The sequence below is a fragment of the Pontibacillus salicampi genome (assembly GCF_042434395.1).
Classification (GTDB): Bacteria; Bacillota; Bacilli; order Bacillales; family BH030062; genus Pontibacillus; species Pontibacillus salicampi.
Genome location: NZ_JBHLTP010000013.1, coordinates 400,688 through 419,859 on the forward strand (window position 1 = coordinate 400,688; position 19,172 = coordinate 419,859).

15 protein-coding genes are annotated in these 19,172 nt (G+C 43.5%); 11 read left to right on the plus strand and 4 right to left on the minus strand.

Translation table 11 applies throughout. From position 1 onward, the window contains the following. Window positions 1-12 precede the first annotated feature (12 nt). Window positions 13-1,386, plus strand: coding sequence for a sensor histidine kinase (locus ACFFGV_RS17425; RefSeq protein WP_377350592.1), 1,374 nt, complete (start codon window positions 13-15; stop codon window positions 1,384-1,386). After that, entirely contained in the window at window positions 1,370-1,972 is a 603-nt protein-coding gene (locus tag ACFFGV_RS17430; RefSeq protein WP_377350594.1) for a response regulator, read from the plus strand. The genes ACFFGV_RS17425 and ACFFGV_RS17430 overlap by 17 nt, the downstream gene beginning before the upstream one ends. A 315-nt stretch (window positions 1,973-2,287) precedes the next feature. Here ACFFGV_RS17430 and ACFFGV_RS17435 read toward each other — a convergent pair whose 3' ends face one another. After that, the gene (locus ACFFGV_RS17435) at window positions 2,288-3,592 is read right to left on the minus strand and encodes a protoglobin domain-containing protein (protein ID WP_377350596.1); all 1,305 of its coding nucleotides are present in this window, start codon (window positions 3,590-3,592) and stop codon (window positions 2,288-2,290) included. A 130-nt stretch (window positions 3,593-3,722) separates the two neighbouring features. Here ACFFGV_RS17435 and ACFFGV_RS17440 point away from each other — a divergent pair, with 130 nt between their 5' ends. The 5 genes from ACFFGV_RS17440 (at window position 3,723) to ACFFGV_RS17460 (ending at window position 8,386) form a co-directional block, all read left to right on the plus strand. Beyond that, complete coding sequence (locus ACFFGV_RS17440) at window positions 3,723-4,574, plus strand: MurR/RpiR family transcriptional regulator (protein ID WP_377350598.1); 852 nt, start codon at window positions 3,723-3,725, stop codon at window positions 4,572-4,574. A gap of 16 nt (window positions 4,575-4,590) precedes the next feature. Beyond that, complete coding sequence (locus ACFFGV_RS17445; RefSeq protein ID WP_377350600.1) at window positions 4,591-5,490, plus strand: ROK family protein; 900 nt, start codon at window positions 4,591-4,593, stop codon at window positions 5,488-5,490. A gap of 8 nt (window positions 5,491-5,498) precedes the next feature. Then, window positions 5,499-6,653, plus strand: a complete 1,155-nt coding sequence (gene nagA / locus ACFFGV_RS17450; protein WP_377350602.1) for an N-acetylglucosamine-6-phosphate deacetylase — start codon at window positions 5,499-5,501, stop codon at window positions 6,651-6,653. Further along, complete coding sequence (gene nagB, locus ACFFGV_RS17455; RefSeq protein WP_377350605.1) at window positions 6,653-7,369, plus strand: glucosamine-6-phosphate deaminase; 717 nt, start codon at window positions 6,653-6,655, stop codon at window positions 7,367-7,369. The genes nagA and nagB overlap by 1 nt, the downstream gene beginning before the upstream one ends. 246 nt (window positions 7,370-7,615) lie before the next feature. Next, window positions 7,616-8,386, plus strand: a complete 771-nt coding sequence (locus tag ACFFGV_RS17460) for an LCP family protein (RefSeq protein ID WP_377350608.1) — start codon at window positions 7,616-7,618, stop codon at window positions 8,384-8,386. A gap of 285 nt (window positions 8,387-8,671) precedes the next feature. Here ACFFGV_RS17460 and ACFFGV_RS17465 read toward each other — a convergent pair whose 3' ends face one another. The 3 genes from ACFFGV_RS17465 to ACFFGV_RS17475 form a co-directional block, all read right to left on the minus strand. Next, window positions 8,672-10,465 (minus strand): glycoside hydrolase family 66 protein, encoded by a 1,794-nt coding sequence (locus ACFFGV_RS17465; protein ID WP_377350610.1) that lies wholly within the window; start codon window positions 10,463-10,465, stop codon window positions 8,672-8,674. A 164-nt stretch (window positions 10,466-10,629) separates the two neighbouring features. After that, the gene (locus tag ACFFGV_RS17470; protein ID WP_377350612.1) at window positions 10,630-13,704 is read right to left on the minus strand and encodes a glycoside hydrolase family 31 protein; all 3,075 of its coding nucleotides are present in this window, start codon (window positions 13,702-13,704) and stop codon (window positions 10,630-10,632) included. Window positions 13,705-14,032: 328 nt separating this feature from the next. Then, the gene (locus ACFFGV_RS17475) at window positions 14,033-15,439 is read right to left on the minus strand and encodes an APC family permease (RefSeq protein WP_377350615.1); all 1,407 of its coding nucleotides are present in this window, start codon (window positions 15,437-15,439) and stop codon (window positions 14,033-14,035) included. A 468-nt stretch (window positions 15,440-15,907) separates the two neighbouring features. Between ACFFGV_RS17475 and ACFFGV_RS17480 the strand changes: the two genes are divergently transcribed. From ACFFGV_RS17480 to ACFFGV_RS17495, 4 genes are all read left to right on the plus strand, one after another. Then, window positions 15,908-16,576: a hypothetical protein gene (locus tag ACFFGV_RS17480; protein WP_377350617.1), complete on the plus strand. Its 669-nt coding sequence runs from the start codon at window positions 15,908-15,910 to the stop codon at window positions 16,574-16,576. A 29-nt stretch (window positions 16,577-16,605) separates the two neighbouring features. After that, complete coding sequence (locus ACFFGV_RS17485; protein ID WP_377350619.1) at window positions 16,606-17,925, plus strand: efflux RND transporter periplasmic adaptor subunit; 1,320 nt, start codon at window positions 16,606-16,608, stop codon at window positions 17,923-17,925. A 64-nt stretch (window positions 17,926-17,989) separates the two neighbouring features. Beyond that, on the plus strand, window positions 17,990-18,598 hold the full coding sequence (locus ACFFGV_RS17490) for a pyroglutamyl-peptidase I (protein ID WP_377350621.1): 609 nt from the start codon (window positions 17,990-17,992) through the stop codon (window positions 18,596-18,598). Next, window positions 18,598-19,170 (plus strand): L,D-transpeptidase family protein, encoded by a 573-nt coding sequence (locus ACFFGV_RS17495; RefSeq protein ID WP_377350623.1) that lies wholly within the window; start codon window positions 18,598-18,600, stop codon window positions 19,168-19,170. Before ACFFGV_RS17490 ends, ACFFGV_RS17495 begins: the two co-directional genes overlap by 1 nt. Window positions 19,171-19,172: the final 2 nt, after the last annotated feature.

Below are 19,172 nucleotides of genomic sequence, written 5' to 3' on the forward strand. Positions count from 1 at the left end.
GAGGACCACGAGATGATCATTAACAAACAAGAAGGAAAAATACTCTTTCTATCTTTTGGAGCATTTTTGATACTGCTTGGCATCCTTTTTCCTAGCATTTCTATGGAATGGTCGTCCTGGATTTATCAGCATATAGAGGAAAGTCTGGAGCAAAACGACAGCGGCCAGCTTGTCATGACATCCTTATCCTATATTACCTGGTACGTGATTACCTTTATGTTTATCTATATAGGCAGTATGCTGATTGCCCATGGGTTAGCACGTCAATTTTCGTTTGCGTATCAAGCTATTTTTATTGTGCTCGTTTTGGGAAGTGTCTTTTTATACAATCAGAACTATCACGAGCATTACGCTTATATTACGCACTTGTTGCTGCTAACCATCCTATTATTCTTAATGAATTTCATCCCGAAGCAGAAGCATTTTTACAGTATGCTGCTGCTGATTCTAGTCTTTCTGCTCTTTTCCGTTCAATGGTTGAATCTAATCCCGGCCATTAGCACATTAGGGTTTGGAACCGATGATTTTGCTGTTAGTTTGAAGCGATCTGATGAGTACTTAACCGATCATAAGCTCTTTAATACGTTTTCTACTATTCTATTTGGTGTTTTCTTTCTTATATCTATTATTATTACGACGCTATTGCACTTATATAGTAAGCAGCGGATTATTGCCAAACAGTATCAGCAGCAAACGGAGGAGCTGAAGGAAACGCGGGGAGCATTAATCGAGACGAACGTGTACAAAGAAATACATTCTCTCGTGCATGACTTAAAATCTCCGCTCGTCACAGTGGAGGGACTCATCTCGCTATTATCCATGAAGATACAGGATCAGAAATCTCAGGATTACTTCCAACGCATCCAAAGCTCCATTGAAAAGATGAAGGACATGGTATCCGAGATTTTACATGAGGATACGAAGCGGTGGTTATATGTTGAGGAGCTAGTAGATTATGTCGTCAGTCACGTTTCCTTTGACCATCCGCAAATTACTTTCTCCAAGCAGGTGGAAGAGGGACTGCCGGCCATCTATGTAAACAAAATTCGCTTTGCCAGAGCAATCTCCAACGTAATGGAAAACGCTATACTCTCTATGCAGGAGCAGGGAGGCGAGCTATCGTTCCATGTGCAGCAGTCTAATGCTTCCATTACGTTTATTGTGGAGGACAACGGACCAGGCGTAGACGCAGCGTATCTGGAGACCATCTGGGAAGAAGGATTCAGCACTAAAAATTCGTCAGGCATTGGCCTGCCGTTTGTCAAAAGTGTAGCCCATCAGCACGATGGCACCGTCTCAATGTATAGCGAACCCAATCAATCAACACGAGTAACCATTAGCATTCCCGTGGTAGAGGAGGAAAAGGTATATGATATTAGTCATTGATGATAATGAAGATATACGATTTACTGTGACAGAGATATGTGAATTTGGCGGCTGGAAAGCAGATGCATATGCAAATGGACGCGAAGGTGCAGCCGCCTTTTATCCAGGCAAACATGAGCTCGTTATGGTGGACTACCATATGCCGGAATGGGATGGTTTAGAAACAGTAAGAGCGATACGAAAGCGAGACCCTTCCATTCCGATCATCGTCCTTACTGTCGATGATCGAATGGAGCTAGTGGCCAAGTTCACCGACGCAGGTGCGACGGATTTCGCCCAAAAGCCCATTAAAGCAGCAGATCTTATCTCCCGTATTCGTTTAAATATGAAAATGGCCAAGCTGCAGGACGACCATCAAAGCGCCTTTGTCGAAAAAGGAATAAACGAGGATACACTACGCCAAATCAAATCGCATCTTCGTCACCAAACCGAAGCCAGAACAATTAATGAGCTAAAACAGGAGCTTCCTGTCTCCTACCAAACCGTCCACCGTTACTTAAACTACATGGTAGACATGGGAGAAGTAGAAATCGAGGCCCATTATGGTAAAAAAGGCAGACCGAAAAATAAATATAAAGCAATCTAATGAAATGCTTGTTCTTCCAAGGGGAGGAGCGGGCATTTTTTTATTATGGTGGATAGTGTAGTTACTAGCATGGGGACTAAGAAACAGATGTTAATCTAGCGAAAAGCGCACACACAGTATTTATGGGCGAATTTTTTATTTTATGAGCGAATTTTTAAAAATATAGGCGAATCTTCAAAATTATGGGCGAATATCGCAAAATATGAGCGAATTTTAATATTTATGGGCGCCCGACCTAAAAAGCTCCCAATCCGCTTAACAGATTGGGAGCTTGTCTTCTGAATGAACCAGGGACTTTCTCGAGTTTGTGAGTTTTTAGTTAAACTGATCCGTCGTTTCATTCAGTTTCTCGGCTGAGCTGGCAACCTCACTAGAGGCGTATTCTATGCCTTCGATAACATCGAGCAGGTGCTTCATTTCTTGCTCAATCGATTTATTTTGAGAATGGGTCTCCTTCATATCCTCGAGTATTTTAAGGAAGTAGGAGTCTGTATGATGGAGGCTCTCTCGTTCAAAGGTGACGAGCTCCCCGATAGTTTTGATAGAGTTGGTAACCTCTGCGCTTTGGCTGCTTACCTCTTGAATAAGTTCGGAGACGGTTGTAGTAGATTCCTTTGTTTGTTCCGATAGCTTGCGAATTTCGTTCGCTACTACGGCAAACCCCTTTCCGTACTCACCAGCTCGGGCAGATTCTATGGATGCATTAAGGGCTAGCAGGTTAGTCTGCTCAGCAATATTCTTTACGATATCAATCACATCATGTATTCGCTTCGAAACATCATTTAAATGAGCCGCGTTCAGGCTAATTTCCTTCATCGTTCCTTCCATTTTACTCATGTTTTCGTTCTGCTTGTCCAATTGTGTTTTACCCGCTTGAGACGTTTCCTCTGTTTTTTTAGACAGACGGATGCCGGTGTGCGCCATATCAAGCACCGTATTAGACTGAGAAACGAGATTTTTCAATGAAGCATTAGTTTCCTCGGATATAGCAGCAAGCTCCTCTGATATAGAGCTGGATTGCTGTTGAAGCTCCATTGTATGCTCCTTTTGCTCACTTCTTATCCGATGATGCTCCTTCTCATACGCCTCTAGTACAATTTGCTGCTCCAGATTTAACAATTTAGAAACAGCATCCATCGCTTTTACGATATCCTCGGGATGCTCTATTTCCTGATGGAAGGTGGAAAGCAAAGAATTCGACAGATGCTGAAACGCTGCTATGTACCACTTAGTTTCCAGTCCCACCTTTACATGGGCATAAGCGATACGATATCTCTTTTGAATAAATGCATCGTCTATTTTTCCTGAGAACATTTCCTCGATGTGTATACGAAGTGTTTTTTTTAGCTTCTGCACGGAACTATGCTGCTCGATCACGTGCAGTAAATTAGGCTGGGCGGTAATACTAGCATAGAAGTTTTCTGTTATTTGTTCGATATGGCTTCCTACTATGGGGTGCAATGCTTGAATAACCTGCAGGGTGTCCTTTGTCAATCCGATAACCTCTACTTGCTTACTTAAAGCAGCAGGTACCTCTAATACAACTGATGAGTCCATGGGAGAGAGAAATAGGGTGCCTGGGGTGGACGTTTTATTTTTAGAAATTCGCTTTAATAACATAAATGTGTACCTTCCTTTACAGTTTTGGAGTGTTGCTCCTTTATTTTTATATAAACAGGAGAATAACTTCACCATTTGTTCTTTTTTTGCTATGCTAGTAATAGATATTTGATTAGAAAGTAGGGATGTAATGGATGCCGCTTCAGCTGGGAAACTAACGAGCCTGATTCATAGCTATTATCCATCTTTGACAAAATCAGAACAAAAAGTCGCTTCTACTGTATTATCGGACATTGAGAGCGTTCTATATAGTTCTGTCACAGATTTGGCAGATAAATCCGGTGTAGGGGAAACGACAGCACTTCGATTTTGCAGGAAGATGGGCTATAAAGGCTATCAGGAATTTAAGCTTGCGATAGCTAAGGATTTATCTGGCACCTCCGTCGGGGAAGGAGATAAGGAGGAGGAGGACTCAAATTCTGTTCCTCATTCAATTGCTAAATATGCGAAGAATGCATTGGATGAAACGCTGCAGCTAATCGAGGAGGATACCATTGAAAGATGTCTTGATGCGCTTCAGAAAGCCAATCACGTTTATTTTTTCGGTGTAGCCACTTCGGGCATTACAGCGCAGGACGCGAAGCTCCGCTTTTTACGTACAGGTCTTAGGACCGATGCCATTACCGATCCTCACGTCCAATCTATGACAGCCTCAACCCTTGGAGTAGGAGATGTGGTGGTGGGAATATCATTTAGCGGCAGTACCAAGGACACAGTCGATGCTGTGCAGCTTGCTAAGGAAAATGGAGCAACCATCATTGTGCTAACGTACTACGCAAGGTCTCCCATCACCAAACTTGCTGATTATGTACTGCTGAATAGTGGAAAACAATCACCGTTTGAAGGTGGTTCGATTAGTGCAAAAATATCTCAGCTTTATGTTATCGATATATTGTGCACCGGACTGGCAGTAAGAGAAAAAGAAGCAGCCATTGCAATGAAAAAGAAGACAGCCGATGCTGTAGTAGACAAAAGCTATTAAGGAAGAGGTGCAGGAAATGAGTCATGTTATCGGAATTGATCTTGGCGGTACTAATATGAGAATTGCTGTAGTAACAAAGGATGGGGAGATCATGGATGAGCATAATGTTCCCACCGAAACAGAGCGTGGTAAGGATGCCATTATGACTGATTTAGCAGAGCAAATTAATGTTTTTCAAAAGCGATATACTACGATTCATGCAGTTGGAATAGGCTCTCCAGGCCCACTTGACCCTTTTAAAGGTGTTATCAAAAATCCTCCTAATTTACCTGGGTGGATTGATGTGCCGTTAACAGAGACACTCTCTCACTCTACGAATCTACCCGTTTATCTCGATAACGATGCGAATGTAGCTGCACTTGCTGAAGCGAGGAAAGGCGCCGGGGCAGGAAAAGAAAGTGTCTATTATATGACTTGGAGTACTGGTATAGGCGGAGGCTATGTCCTCAATGGGAACGTCGTCACAGGGCACGCTGGCTACACAGGTGAAATTGGAAACATGATTGTCCAGCCAGGCGGAAGACCGTATGCTCATCTCAACCGAGGGTCATTGGAAGGATTAGCAAGCGGTACAGCAATTGGTCAGATTGGAAAAGAGCGTCTCGGGATAGATGGCGGAGCAGAAGCTGTTTTTACAAAAGCAAAAGAAGGAAACTTTACTGCGATTAATATTATTGAGGAGGCCATTGATTATGTCGCTATCGGAATCGCCAATATAGCCATGACAGTGGACCCAGATGTTTTCATCCTTGGCGGTGGTGTTATGAAAGCAAATGACGTCGTACTCGAGCCGTTAAAAAGAAAGGTAGCTTCCTATTTATATGAAGGACAATCTGTTCATATAGAACAAGCGACACTTGGTGGAAAAGCAGGTGTCATCGGAGCAGCCCAATTAGCATATGCGAACGAAAAATAAGGAAAGAGGTGCGGCTCATGCTGCTTACAAACGGAATTATTTATGCTGAGGATGGAACAAAGCATGCCTTGCGAATGAAGAATGGAAAAATTGTATCCTTTGAAACGGGAGAGCATGGAGAAGATGCCATTGTTTTACCGGATGGATATCAGGTCTTGCCAGGCTTTTTGGATCTCCATATTCACGGTGCAGGGGGCGCGGATACGATGGATGCTACTCCTGATGCACTGGCAACGATAGCTAGGCGTCTTGCGGAGCGGGGCACGACTGGATTTTTAGCTACTACTATAACGCAATCGAAAGAGCAGATTGAAGCAGCATTAGCAAATGTGGCTTCCTATCAGCAGCAGTCTGAAGGAGGTGCGGCTGTACTAGGTATTCATTTGGAAGGACCGTTTATTTCTCCAAAAAGGGCAGGTGCGCAGCCAACGGAGCATATACAGCCTGGTTCAGTACAGCTATTCCAGCGCTGGCAGCAGCTAGCAAACGGAGCAATTCGTCTTGTCACACTGGCACCAGAGGAGGATGAAGATTACCAATTGACGACGCATTTACAGGAAACGGGCGTGGTAGCATCCATTGGCCATTCCGATGCAACGTTTGATGAGGTAAATGAAGCGGTAGAAAAAGGAATTTCCCACGCTACGCACCTGTTTAATCAAATGCGAGGACTTCATCACCGTGAGCCTGGCGTAGCTGGTGCTGTATTTTTAAATGAGGCTATCAGGACAGAGCTCATTACGGACGGAATGCATGTCAGTCCTCCGATGGTTCAATTGTCCTTCCGGCATATAGGGGCAGAACGGCTTATATTAATAACGGATGCTATGCGTGCCCAATGCATGCCGGAAGGAAAATATGAGCTCGGCGGCCAGGAGGTATTTGTCGAGGGAAATGCAGCAAGACTTGCCGACGGTACATTAGCGGGTAGCATTCTAACCCTATCGCAGGCGCTTCACAATGTTATGGAGTACACCGGCTGTACGATGTGGGACGTCATACAGATGGCCTCGACTAATCCAGCCAAGGAGCTTGGCATAGAGAACGAGAAAGGGTCTATCGCGATTGGAAAAGACGCCGACCTAGTGGTGTTGGATGAGCAGAATGAAGTGTATATGACAATTATCGCTGGCGAGATAGCGTATCAGAGGGAGGAAGCCTGATGAAAATTTATGTAACGAAAAACAAGGACGAGATGAATCAAAAAGCAGCAGAGCTAATGCTAGAGCGAATTCGCAAGAACCCATCTACGACCCTGGGTCTGGCAACCGGCGGAACTCCAGAGGCAACCTATGAGTATCTTGTCGAGGATTTTCAGAAGCAAGGCACCTCCTATGAACACATCACTACCTATAACCTCGATGAGTACGTTGGATTGAGTAAAGACAATCCAAACAGCTATCACGCCTACATGCAGGAGCACTTATTTCAGCATATAAACATACCGCTAGAGAATACCCATATCCCAAACGGGCTGGCTGAGGATTTGGATACAGAATGCGATCGGTATGACACACATATTCACGGACATGGCGGTATCGATTTGCAATTGCTAGGCATCGGCGAAAATGGTCATATCGGCTTTAACGAGCCAGGTACTTCCTTCGGGAGCCGCACCCACGTCGTGGAGCTGGCTGAATCTACGAGAGAGGCCAACGCCCGCTTCTTCGATTCCATTGAAGCGGTACCGACACACGCAATAACGATGGGCATCCAAACGATACTAAAAGCACGGGAAATTATGCTGCTGATCTCAGGTGAGCGTAAACGAGATGCACTGCACCGTCTACTACATGGTGGCATTTCAGAAGACTTCCCAGCCAGTGCCTTAAAGGATCATCCCAATTTGACAGTCATTACGGACGAAGACGCTTTGTAACGGAAGGAAGGGCTGGCGAGCGCTTCCAGATGAAAGTCTGGCATGCGCTCATAAAATTGTATAGTTGCTCTTAAAAAGCACAAAAACGCTCATTAAATTGTATAATAGCTCTTAAAATCCAGGACACGGCCTACATTGCTTACTCGCTCATAAAAAAATCAGTATACTGCTCTTATGCTCTGCCGGATGTATATTTCCGCTCCATTTGGCAAGGATGGAGGTAAAAACGGAAAAGGGTCGATGGTAATGAGACCACGTGTAGGACGCTCCTTGTTTAGTCTGGCGGTATTAATTTTTATTATAGGGCTTGTGTGGAATGAGGATTTTTGGACGTTGAACCCTGGAGAAGAGACACCAGAGAAGCTAGACACAAAAGAGGAAGTTCAGCCTGATTTAACGCATGATCATAATAATCCTAAGCGGAGTCCACTTGATTTGGAAGAGGCACCTGCGCCAAGCGAAGCCTCTCCGGATGAAGACATTCTCTCCCTAGTGGTTATGGAGGATCAGCCCTCTGCTTCCTTGCTGACTTTGCTTACGTTTGATAAAGGGAGTCATACCTTATATGTATCCAAGCAGGAAGAAGAGATTTCGGAGGATACTGAATCAGTCGTACAGCAATTAGAGCAGCAGATGAACCTATCGATTCCATACTATATACGGGTCGATCAAGGGGAGCTTGAGGCTATTACGAAAGAGGCTCTCGATATACCAGCATTGCAGCAATTGGCTGGAGAGCAGCTAACGAGCGCTGGTGATGTTTCAGAGGTGAATGTTGGGTCTATTTTTCAGGATGTTAGTCAATTGTCCTTCTCCACGCTGCTATCTCTTCAGCAGTTAGCAGTAGACATACAGCAGAGGGTGGATACGAACCTTTCTGTCAGCGAAGTGCTAGCTCTTCAAGCGAAGCTCGGATTAGAATCGTTAACAGAGCCAGTGGAAATTCAAGAAGGATTGTATGGAGAAAGTGTTCCCACCATACACGAACCAGAGCCTTTAGACATACACGATATATAACAAAAGCAGGATGCCGAGAATGTGGCATCCTGCCTTCAGTGCGTATGTTTTTCTGGATGCAGTATATTATCGTGCGAAAATCCGTGCTCTAATGGCCCTCAACCATTTGGCGGCAGCATTTATGGGCGGATTTTAACATTTATGAGCGAATTTCAGAAAATATGGGCGGATTTTAAAATTTATGAGCGAATATCAGAAAATATGAGCGAATCTCCATTTTCATGCATTATTAAACGTTCTCGACAATCTAAAAGCAGGATGCCTATCAAGGGCATCCTGCTTTTATTAATATTCCATTACTATCATGTCCCAGTATTGAATCTTTGGCAGGGTGATGGATACGCTGCCGTTTTCCTGGTTGAAATCGAGCTGGGATGGCAGTCCATTGTTCCAGTCTGGAGAAGCGACCCATACCTTCTTTACCTTTTTATCTTCTTTAATGGAAAGGTTTAGCTCTTGCTTCATTGCCGGTTGATGCTGTGTGCCCGACGTATCACGCCAGTTCATGTGGGTAGCGTTAAAGTAGTTAAGAACGTGGACAATCTTCTGTCCTTCCTTCTCCTTAGCAAACGTATAGAGCTTGCCTTCTTCAGGCTCCTGACTTAACTGTACCCATTCTGGAGTAGTAATTTGCAGATCAGTCGGTTTCACTTCGTCCCGAAGCACGTTTTCATAAGCGACCATAAAGTCATAGTAGCTTGTAACGTCTTCCTTCAATTTATTTGGCATTTCCAGCTTGTTATGCGGAAAGTATTCCTTTGACAGCATGTGCTCGCCCAGCTCAATATGGGCACCGCCGTGGGCGAATATCAATGCGTCCGTATAGAGGATGCTGGCGGGATTAAAGCTGCCTTCTTTATTCGATTTATCGTAATTCATGTAAGCTGCAAGCACAGTGCTCTTCTCATAATCGGTCAGTTCTTGATTTTCCACTAACACATCTTTCATATCTTGATACGTTTGAATTGGATCCCATAGTTCCGAATACGTAAACGGAATAGAGGAGGAGGTAATCTCCTTTTGTCCATACTGATTTACGGCATTCATGACTAGCGATTTATCTGGGAAGGCTTGCTCAGACTTCTGTAAAAAGTCATCAAATGCTCCAGCTAAATCGACCTTGTTTCCTTCCACATCATACACCTCTCCACGTTCTCCTAGCTGATCAATGTGCCAGCCGTCAAAGGAGAGCTGGTTAAATACGGTTTGTTGTCTGGACAAGAGATAATCCTGCCAATCTTTATTAGCTGGATTGGCTAGAAAGATATCACTTTTCCAATCATCAGGAAGGTCATGGCGATCTCGCTCCTGCTGCTTTTCATCTGTGTACAGCGACCATTCTTCGCGAACGCCGTCCTCCTCTGCATCCTCCAGTGTCCCATATAATAGGTTGTAAGACATAGCTTGCATATTATGCTGGTGAGCTAAATCAATGTAGGACTCAATTGTGGAGAAAGATACAGGCTCTCCTGCTATGTTAGCCCAGTTTTGACGCGGCTCTCCATCCTTCGTTTTCAGGGGAAGGTGGTGTTCATCCTGCCAATCGTAAAATTGCAAGCCATTTATATGATAACGATTGAGGGTGTCGATTACAGTTTGTAGCTTCTTCTCCTCCTTATTGGAAAAGTCAGAGAGAAATCCGTATCGTGGAAACTTGTCCCAGGAAGAGGAAACGTCTAAAGCAATCGTTTGCCCGCCGCTTGTGTTATGCAAAGGTACGACCTCTACATAGTAGCCTTTGTAATCTTCCTTCGGAGTCTTCCATTTCCATTGAATCGTCTGTTCAGATGCCTGAACAATTTTCTCATGGACAATTTCATCCTGATGGTAGTAGACGATTTTCACATCCATACTATGCTCCGGCTTCTCCGAAAAGGATGCTTCAAATGCCACAGTAGATTCGGGGCTATATCGTGATTTATCCTTCGATATGGATGTTACATTAATATCCTGGCCGACTGGATTTTTTTCGTTGGGGGCTTCAAATGATTCATCTTCAGACCATAGGAAGCGAGCGGGTATGATGAGCAAAATCAATATGCCCAAAAAAATAGCTGGCAGCAGCCATCGTTTATTCATTGAGGATCCTCCTTGATAGCTATTCATCCGATGCATTTACATACAGGTATGAACCTATTTTACCACAAACAATCAGTACCCGGTACAAGCGGAAAGGGGAGAAGTGTTCATAAAAAAATCCTGCCCCTCATGATAAGAGGCAGGATACACATATCGTGCACTATTTATTTGAAAAAGTTAAAGATATTAAATGTCGTACCTTCAGATTTAGCGGTAAAATTAACAAAGAAATTCTGGATACGGGAACGGAACATCATAAAACGATCCCCGCGATCCTTTCCTTCTGTAAATTTATCCTTGTGCTGCCCATCTTCCTTGTTGTCATCTGAAGAAGCATCTTGATCTTCTTTTTCTTCCTTATCTTCGTCGCGATCATCGTTCTCTTCCTTATGATCGTCTTCTTCCTTGTTGCCATTGTTTTGATTCGTTGAATCATTGTTCTCTTGCTCGTCGGATTCTTCGTCCTTGTCAGAATCCTTACCGTCCTGCTCTTTATCGGAGGATTCGTTGTCTTCATCTGAAGAACCGCTTTGTTGTTCATCAGAGCTTTCGTCTTCATCAGATTCTTCGTCACGATCGTCCTCTTCCTCTTCACGATCCTGCTCTTCGTCCTCACGATCCTCTTTCTCGTCTTCGCGATCGTCCTGCTCGTCGCGATCATCATTGTCTTCATCACGGTCATCCTCATCATGACCATAACCGCCAGCGAATTTCACTTTCACTTTGTGTTTTTCTTCTACTGGAACGTTCACGTAAAGTGTTTCGTTCGCTTCATCGTAGAAGTATGTTTCTTGAGTTGATTTAACTTCTTCTACAGAAGTTACCTGCTTATACTTTTTAGCGGCTGCTTGGACTTTACGTGGCGCTTTTTCGCCGTTTAGCTTCAATGTGTAAGACTGGATATCGGAGTCATAATCATCAGCTTCTACTTCGCTCGTAAATTCAATGTGTTTGCCCTTACGCTCGACATGGAAGTCTGTTTTATTGTATTCGCCATCTTTGTAATCCAAGGTTGCCCCATCGTCTTCATAAAAGGAATAGCTTGCTTCTTCCTTCAGGTAGGTGTCTAACACTAGGTTTTCCAATGGCTTCTCGCCAGTGTACTGCTGTACCTCACGGGTCGGTACAATAGAATCCTTCTTCATATAAATAGGGAGATGATCCAGTTCAGCTTTTGTATGGATTGTTTGTCCACCCTTGAACTCTTTACCTGTCCAGTAGTCAACCCACGTTTCTCCTTCTGGGAGGTACACATCACGTTCTGTTTGACCTTGCTTCACGACTGGTGCAATCATCAGAGATTCGCCAAACATGAACTGGTCACTCACGTTGTATGTCTTTTCATCCTCTTGGAATTGATACACTAACGGCTGTTGAACAGGGGTGCCGTTTTCAGAAGCATCAATAAAGGCGTTGTAAAGGTAAGGCATTAGCTGATAGCGCATTTCAATATACTTCTTACTAATTCCTTCCACTTCTTCTCCGAAGGACCAAGGCTCTTGACCTTGCTTCACTTCTGATTTGCTGTCGCTATCATAGTGAATACGAGAAAATGGCAAGAATGCTCCAACTTCAATCCAGCGAGCGAACATTTCTGCATCTGGACGTCCTGCGAAGCCACCGATATCATTTCCGACAAAAGGTACGCCGGATAGACCGATATTTGCATTCATAGGAAGAGACATTTGCAGGTGATCCCATTCACTTACGTTATCGCCTGTCCATAGTGCAGCGTAGCGTTGAGAGCCTGCGAACATATCACGAGTTAATACGAAAGGACGTGTGTTTGGCTTGTATTCCTCCCATGCGTCATACGTAGCCTTTGCTTCATCGTGGCCATATAGGTTGTGGTATTCTGCGTGAGAGCGCTTGTCCTCACCTGTACCAAAGGTTACATCAAGCGGCATTGTGTGATATGGACCGTCAAATACAGCTGGTTCGTTCATATCATTCCAAACCCCGTCAATTCCTTTATCAAAAAGGATATCATGCTTGCCGGTCCACCATTCACGAACCTCCTCTTGGGAGAAGTCAGGGAACATGGAATCGCCAGGCCATACTTCGCCGACAAAGTTAGAGCCATCTGGATTTTTTGCCCAATAATCATTTTCGGTGCCTTCATCATACATATGGTAGCCTGGATCTTTCTTCACGGCTGGATCATTAATGGTGATCTTATGGAAATTCATATTATCCAGGTTGGAATGAAGCTCTTCATTGCCGTATTTGTCATTCCACGTAAATACACGATAATCCTTCATATAGTCGATATCAAAGTGCATCGTATCTACAGGAATTTCTTTCTCACGGTACGTTTCTGCTACACGTTCGATGTCTTCAGCGGAGTATTCCCATTTTGACTGGTGAAGTCCTAGAGTCCATTTTGCTGGCTTCTCCATTTTACCAGTCAGCTCTGTGTATCGATCGAGAACATCCTGGATGTCAGGGCCATACATGAAATAATAATTTAATGAACCATCGTCTGCGTAAAAGTGGTAGTAATCGTCACTTTCTGTTGCCATTTCGAAATAGGAACGGTTTGTATTATCAAAGAAAATACCGTAGGCTTTATCATTTTTCAGTCCCATGAAAAATGGAATAGCTGTGTATAAGTATTTAGTATCTGGTTGATATGCATATGCGTCTGTGTTGAACATGCCAATGCTTTCGCCACGCTGGTTTAAATTCAATCCAGCCTGCTCTCCGAAACCGTAGAATGCCTCATCTTTTGTTGTTTTCTTATATACATACGGCTTCTCGCCATCATAGCCAGAACCATTCTTCATGTAATCTTCGTTAATCACATTTCCTTCTTTGTCCATGAATTTAATACCGAATGGTTCTTTCTTGATTTTAATAGTAATCTCTTCTGTTGCAAGGGTAATTACATTGCCTTCTTCAGAGAAATCGAAATCAGGTGTGTCCCAATCCTTCTTGACTACAGCTTCAGAGAAATAGTTCTCCTCTTCGCCTTCCTTCAGGATAGATACCTTTGCCATGTCTTCAGAGAAAAGACGGATGAATGCTGTTTTATTTGTAGTAAGCTCAAGTTTTACACCATTTTCAACTTGCTCTACACCTTTCACCTGCAGCTGCTGCTTGACAGCGTCTTGATTCAATTCTTCATCTGGGTGGGGTTGAGTTACAGCGAGCACATTTGGAGCCTGTGCAGATACGATAGTTGCTGCCATCGCTGCTGTAGCGATTAAGCGGGATAATCGTTTGGATGGTTTGTACATCTGGAATGTCACCTCGGGTATGTTTTAATAATTTTTTTGCGCAACCGGTTGTGCATTAATTAATATACATGCGTAGGTAACTCCATACAACAGTTGATATAAAGAGCTTAAGGAGGTGTCTAAAGTAGCATAGTCCTTTCATATAGAGGGTGGAAGCGATTAATAAAAAAGTGTAAGAGGTTACAAAAAAATGACAAAAGCATTACAAAGACTCATAGTTAACATGGAGTTTACAAAAGGGAGGACTTAAGCGCCATTTTTTGTAATAAATGGAGGTAATGATGTAAAAGAAAGCCCTTCCTGATAGTCAGGAAGGGCGCCGAGCAGTTTATATCTCTTCTTTTTCAAGGATAAGATAGTTCAATTCTTTTCTTGGAATCTTATTGTAGTCTTCCTTCTGTGTGAAATAGAAGACGATACCGATTAGAATCCAAATACCTAACGCAATATAAGATGGTCCAGATAAAGAAGACTCTAGGAACCATAGTGTTAACAAGAGGAAGAAAACAAAGGCACTAACCATACCGAGTGCAGAGAACACTTTTTTGCCAGGTGTTTTCATCACTTTGAACGCTGTCGCACAGCAATAAAAATAGGCGATGGTTACCCCAATGGAGGACATATCCACAACCCATAGCAGGGCCTGTCGTCCAAACCAAGGTGCAATCATACATATTAAAGCGGTGAAAATGATGCCAACATATGGTGTTCTATATTTCGGATGCAGGCGATGGAACATATCTGGCAGAATACGTGCACGGCCCATTGCAAACATTAGACGACTGGAGGATAAAAAGAATCCATTAAGTCCTGTGAAAATCCCCATCGTCAGTGCAAGAGCTATTACGAAGACACCTATACGGCCAAGGAGGCTTTCAATCGCTGCTCCAGTAGCCCAGGAGGACTGCATAGCAGCAAGCTCCTGCCACGGTTCAAGGCTAGCTACGATTAGAATCATTGCAGAATAGGCAATGCCAGCTGCCAGCAACGCATACACAATCAATTTGAATGCCTTGGAAGGAGGAAATTCAAATTCCTCAGCAGCTTGAGGTATATTATCAAAGCCAACATAAGCCCACGGAGCAATTGCTAAAATGGCTAGAATGGAACTGATTGCAGGTTTGCTCGGTTCAAATAGCGGCTGCATGTTAGCTGTAGATGCTGTGTCATTAAATATGGCTCCAAGTGCGAGCAGGATAATTCCTGATAAGAGCACCATCGTAAAGGTGAACTGAGTACGGCCGGAGAAACTAGCTCCTCGTACGTTAAGAAATGCAAATATAATAAGTGCTGTTGTCGAAATGAGCACCTCTCCTAAATAGACGTCCCATCCAGCGATGGTGTACAGAAAGCCTGTTTTGACTAAGCCTGGGAATAGAAATTTCCCGAGCAGGGCTAGTGCTGACGCGTTTAAGGCGACAATACACATGTACCCAAGTGTTAGGAACCAGCCTGCGATAAAGGCGTGGGTTCGACCAAATCCAATATAAGCATAGGCAAATTCTCCTCCTGATACAGGAAAATGCTTAATTAAAAAGCCATAGCTTACCCCAATAACCGTCATAAGTACGGCTCCTAAAAGCAGTCCGATAACAACAGCCAGCGGCCCTTTTCCGCCCATCCAATCTGTTGGAAGGACAAATGCTCCCCAGCCAACTGCTGATCCGAATGCTATAGCCCATACCCAGTGGGGCTTAAGCGTTCTGTCTAATTTTTTCCTCTTTGGATTATCCATAAATGATAAATGCCTCCTAGTGTAATTACAATCCTTACAAATTATACGAAATAAGTACGGATGCCTGTCAAATACGTGTGGGTCCTCTTGTATGTAGTCTACAATTGTGAGACGCATCTAGCTTCTCTGTAGCCTAGTTTTTTCTCATTTAAACGTAATTATTAAAAATTACTACACATTATACTCTCCATTCAAAAATACAAGAAACGCATTCACAAATATTGGCAGATGACAAGATTCTTGCTATCATTGCTTTATTAGACAACTCACCAGCAAAACCTAACCATTTTGTCGTAAATAACAAGAATTCCATCCATATACCCATCGCTAATATGACTTAAGAACCTATTTAGATTAACTTTTTGTTAAAGAATATAATAATAATTTCATTTCACTCCGGTTTGTGTTGTAATAGCTACACGCATATAGAAAAAAGTGTCGAGAGGCCCTTACATAAAGGATGAGAAGATGTCGTACAAAGTACAAGTTGCCAAATTATTTTTTCGAAGAGAAGATAGTATGTTTCAAATCAATAAAGCAGAAGCCATTACGCATCTATGGAAACGAATAAGCTTATTCTTATTGCTATCCATGCTTGTGTATGGCTTTACAGCATGGAAGGGCCTTGGAATGACCCCTTTCTCTGCTCAGGCTACCAGCTGGAGCTTTGCTACTTATGAAACCATGAAACTATTTTTCCTATCAGGTCGTGTGCTTTATGGATTGTTTTTTGCCTTGATTATTTTGTTTTACACCCCGTTCTTTTATTGGCTTTTTACTGGTATCAGCTATAAAAAGCTAATGACAGTGCAGTTAAATGTCTTATTTGTGCTGCTGTTGGAACGATTAACATGGGTAGCCTTTGTACAATATTTAGGACTGGAATGGTATGTGTCCCCTTTTTCCTTTGGGGTAATCGCATCCTATCTGACTGATATGGAATGGTTGATCTATTTTGGCGGAGCAGCCTCCTTGTTTCAAATTTGGGTTATGTGGCTCCAATCTAAAGCACTGTTCCTATTTTCTTCTATTAAGAAGTGGAAATTAGTGGTGATGGTTGTGCTACTTCACTTATTTTACTGGGCTGCAGCAGCAAGCTTAACCTATTATGATGTAGAGCTATTATCGTTTCTATAATTCGTTTGACAGAAAGGAGGAGGACCACTTTGAGAAGGAGAAAGACCAAGTTTTGGGCAACGGTTACTTTATTTGTGTTGTTTGGAGCCGTGAATATGTTCCTCGTCTGGTTTGATGAAGAGCAGGAATACATCGAGCAGCTTTCCTACATAGAAGAATGGGAGCAGGTCTTTGAAGAAGATCTGTATAACGATATTCAGGCTGAAGGTACATTTGAATCCTCAACAGAGCAGTACAGCTATTTTGATGAGCAGGCTGGGTCTTTTCAGAGGTTTTTAGTGCAAGAGGGGGATCAGGTAAGTGTCGGGGACCCTTTGTATGAATATGTTGTTCGTGATTATCAGGCGGACAAGCAGCGGCTGGAAAGTCAGGAGGAGCAAATGGAAGAAGAGGTAGATGCCTTGCAGGATTACCGAGATGCTGTTCAATCAGCAGATATTCCAACCCCTGAGGAGGACGAACGGCCGTTTGTTGATGCAGAACTATCTCAGGAAGAAAAAGTAGCCAAGGCAGAATTAGAAATGGAGCAAAAAGAGGCACAGCTAGAGGTAGTACAGGACCAGCTTAGTGCGTTGACGAATAATGGTGAAGTCATTGAGGTAGGGAGTCAGTATGAGGGAACGGTAACTACTATTAATGAGACTCTTGAAAATCCTGCCATTACAATAAAGCAAGACGAACTGGTAGTAAAAGGAACCATAAACGAGGGGGACCGGCATAAGCTAGCTACTGGAATGAAGACGGAAGGGTTTCTTCTCAATGAAGAAGAGTACTGGCAAGGGAAGCTAACTCGTTTATCCTCCTTCGCTGATCAGGAGGATGAAAAAACGAGCTATTACGAATTTACAGTGGAAGTGGAGGACCTCCCTGAAGAAACGTTAGGCGGCTATCACTCGACCGTTGCGTTTATTACAGAAGAAGCAGAAAATGCAACGACTGTCCAGATAGGCTGGGTGCAAGAACGAATGGAGGAACTCATTCCACCAGAGGAGCAAGAGGAAGAGGCGGCTGAGGAAGACGACAATCCTACAGACGAATCAGAGACCCCGGATCAACCGACGGATCAGGAGGACGCTGTGCCACTAAAGAAGCAACGATTTGTCTGGACTATTACAGATGAGGGAACTACAGTGACTACACCAATTGAAACAGGCTTAGTAATGGGGGATTTAGTACAGGTTACGAACGGACTCTCAACAGGGGTGTGGTTAGCGGACGAGAATGAACGGCAATTTCGGGAAGAAGCTCCCTTTATAACACCAATTAATCGAGACCATCTTTCCTTAACCTCTGTACAAGCACATGAAAACTGGTGGTATGGCATGAAGACCGGATTAATAGCACGATAGGAAAAGGGGCTGCTTCGAGTGAAATCGACAGCCCCTTTTGACCATTCAAAAAGAGGTGAACAGTATGAAAAAGGTATTAGTGACGGGATTTGAGCCCTTTTTACACTATCCAGTCAACCCCACTATGGAGATCGTACGAGAGCTTGACGAGGAACAAATTGGTGAGTACACAGTAGTAACTGATATTCTACCTGTAGACTTTCGACAATCAGGAAGAAATGTACTGGAGAGAATAGCAGCTGTTAAGCCGGACGCAGTAATAGCACTTGGGCTAGCGGCAGGGCGTTCGGCCATTACACCAGAGCGAATAGCAGTAAATTGTAATGATGGAGACAAAGACAATGAAGGTAATGTGCCTGGAGGTGAGAAGATACGGGAGGAAGGACCTGACGGAATCTTTTCTACTTTGCCTATACAAGAAATGGTAGAACGATTGAAGCATAAAGGTTATCCTGCTCATCTCTCCAATTCTGCCGGAACCTATCTTTGTAATCATGTCATGTACGAAGCTCTTTATTCTCTTCAGCACACAGATATACCTGCTGGATTTATACACATCCCCGCCTCTCATACATTAGCGATGCAAGTTCCTAATATCCCTAGTTGGTCTCAGTCTGATTTAACAGAGTCCATTAGAGTAGCGATATCATGTTTATCTAAGGGGGAATCATGATGGAGCATAGTCAACAGAAATTGGTAGTAACAGCATTCGATCGCCATTCCAGACGGGCCCACGTAGTTGCATATGAAAAAGCGGGTAATGTCTGGGTTCAAGCCTTGCCTGTTATGGAGGCTGTCATTGGAAAGAATGGGGTGGGTAAGCTTCAAGAGGGCGACGATAAAACCCCTCTTGGTACGTATCCTCTTGGCACAGCATTTGGATGGGGAGAACAGCCCTTACGTATGAGCTATCCCTATCGCATCATAACCAACCAGGATTACTGGGTAGATGATCCGGATTCAGATGAATACAATCAATGGGTTCATGTGGAAGGTGATCCTTCAGAGCAGTGGAAGTCGTACGAGGTGATGAATCATCCATTATATAAATACGGAGCGGTTATAGAGTACAATACAAATCCTGTGGTGAAGGGTAAAGGAAGTGCTATCTTTATTCATATGAAGCAGCCTGATACGGCATTTACTGCAGGCTGTGTGGCCTTGAAGGAGGCAGATGTAGTCAGGATACTGCAATGGCTGGAGGAAGATAAACACCCTGTTATTCATATAAGAACGAGCGAGTAAAG

Bases quoted from the DNA above. Each gene is read 5' to 3' on its own strand.
- ACFFGV_RS17460 (WP_377350608.1), top strand. From the start codon at position 7,616: ATGAGACCACGTGTAGGACGCTCCTTGTTTAGTCTGGCGGTATTAATT.
- ACFFGV_RS17490 (WP_377350621.1), top strand. From the start codon at position 17,990: ATGAAAAAGGTATTAGTGACGGGATTTGAGCCCTTTTTACACTATCCA.
- ACFFGV_RS17435 (WP_377350596.1), bottom strand. From the start codon at position 3,592: ATGTTATTAAAGCGAATTTCTAAAAATAAAACGTCCACCCCAGGCACC.
- ACFFGV_RS17430 (WP_377350594.1), top strand. From the start codon at position 1,370: ATGATATTAGTCATTGATGATAATGAAGATATACGATTTACTGTGACA.
- ACFFGV_RS17495 (WP_377350623.1), top strand. From the start codon at position 18,598: ATGGAGCATAGTCAACAGAAATTGGTAGTAACAGCATTCGATCGCCAT.
- ACFFGV_RS17480 (WP_377350617.1), top strand. From the start codon at position 15,908: ATGTCGTACAAAGTACAAGTTGCCAAATTATTTTTTCGAAGAGAAGAT.
- ACFFGV_RS17445 (WP_377350600.1), top strand. From the start codon at position 4,591: ATGAGTCATGTTATCGGAATTGATCTTGGCGGTACTAATATGAGAATT.
- nagB (WP_377350605.1), top strand. From the start codon at position 6,653: ATGAAAATTTATGTAACGAAAAACAAGGACGAGATGAATCAAAAAGCA.
- ACFFGV_RS17440 (WP_377350598.1), top strand. From the start codon at position 3,723: ATGGATGCCGCTTCAGCTGGGAAACTAACGAGCCTGATTCATAGCTAT.
- ACFFGV_RS17470 (WP_377350612.1), bottom strand. From the start codon at position 13,704: ATGTACAAACCATCCAAACGATTATCCCGCTTAATCGCTACAGCAGCG.
- ACFFGV_RS17465 (WP_377350610.1), bottom strand. From the start codon at position 10,465: ATGAATAAACGATGGCTGCTGCCAGCTATTTTTTTGGGCATATTGATT.
- ACFFGV_RS17475 (WP_377350615.1), bottom strand. From the start codon at position 15,439: ATGGATAATCCAAAGAGGAAAAAATTAGACAGAACGCTTAAGCCCCAC.
- ACFFGV_RS17425 (WP_377350592.1), top strand. From the start codon at position 13: ATGATCATTAACAAACAAGAAGGAAAAATACTCTTTCTATCTTTTGGA.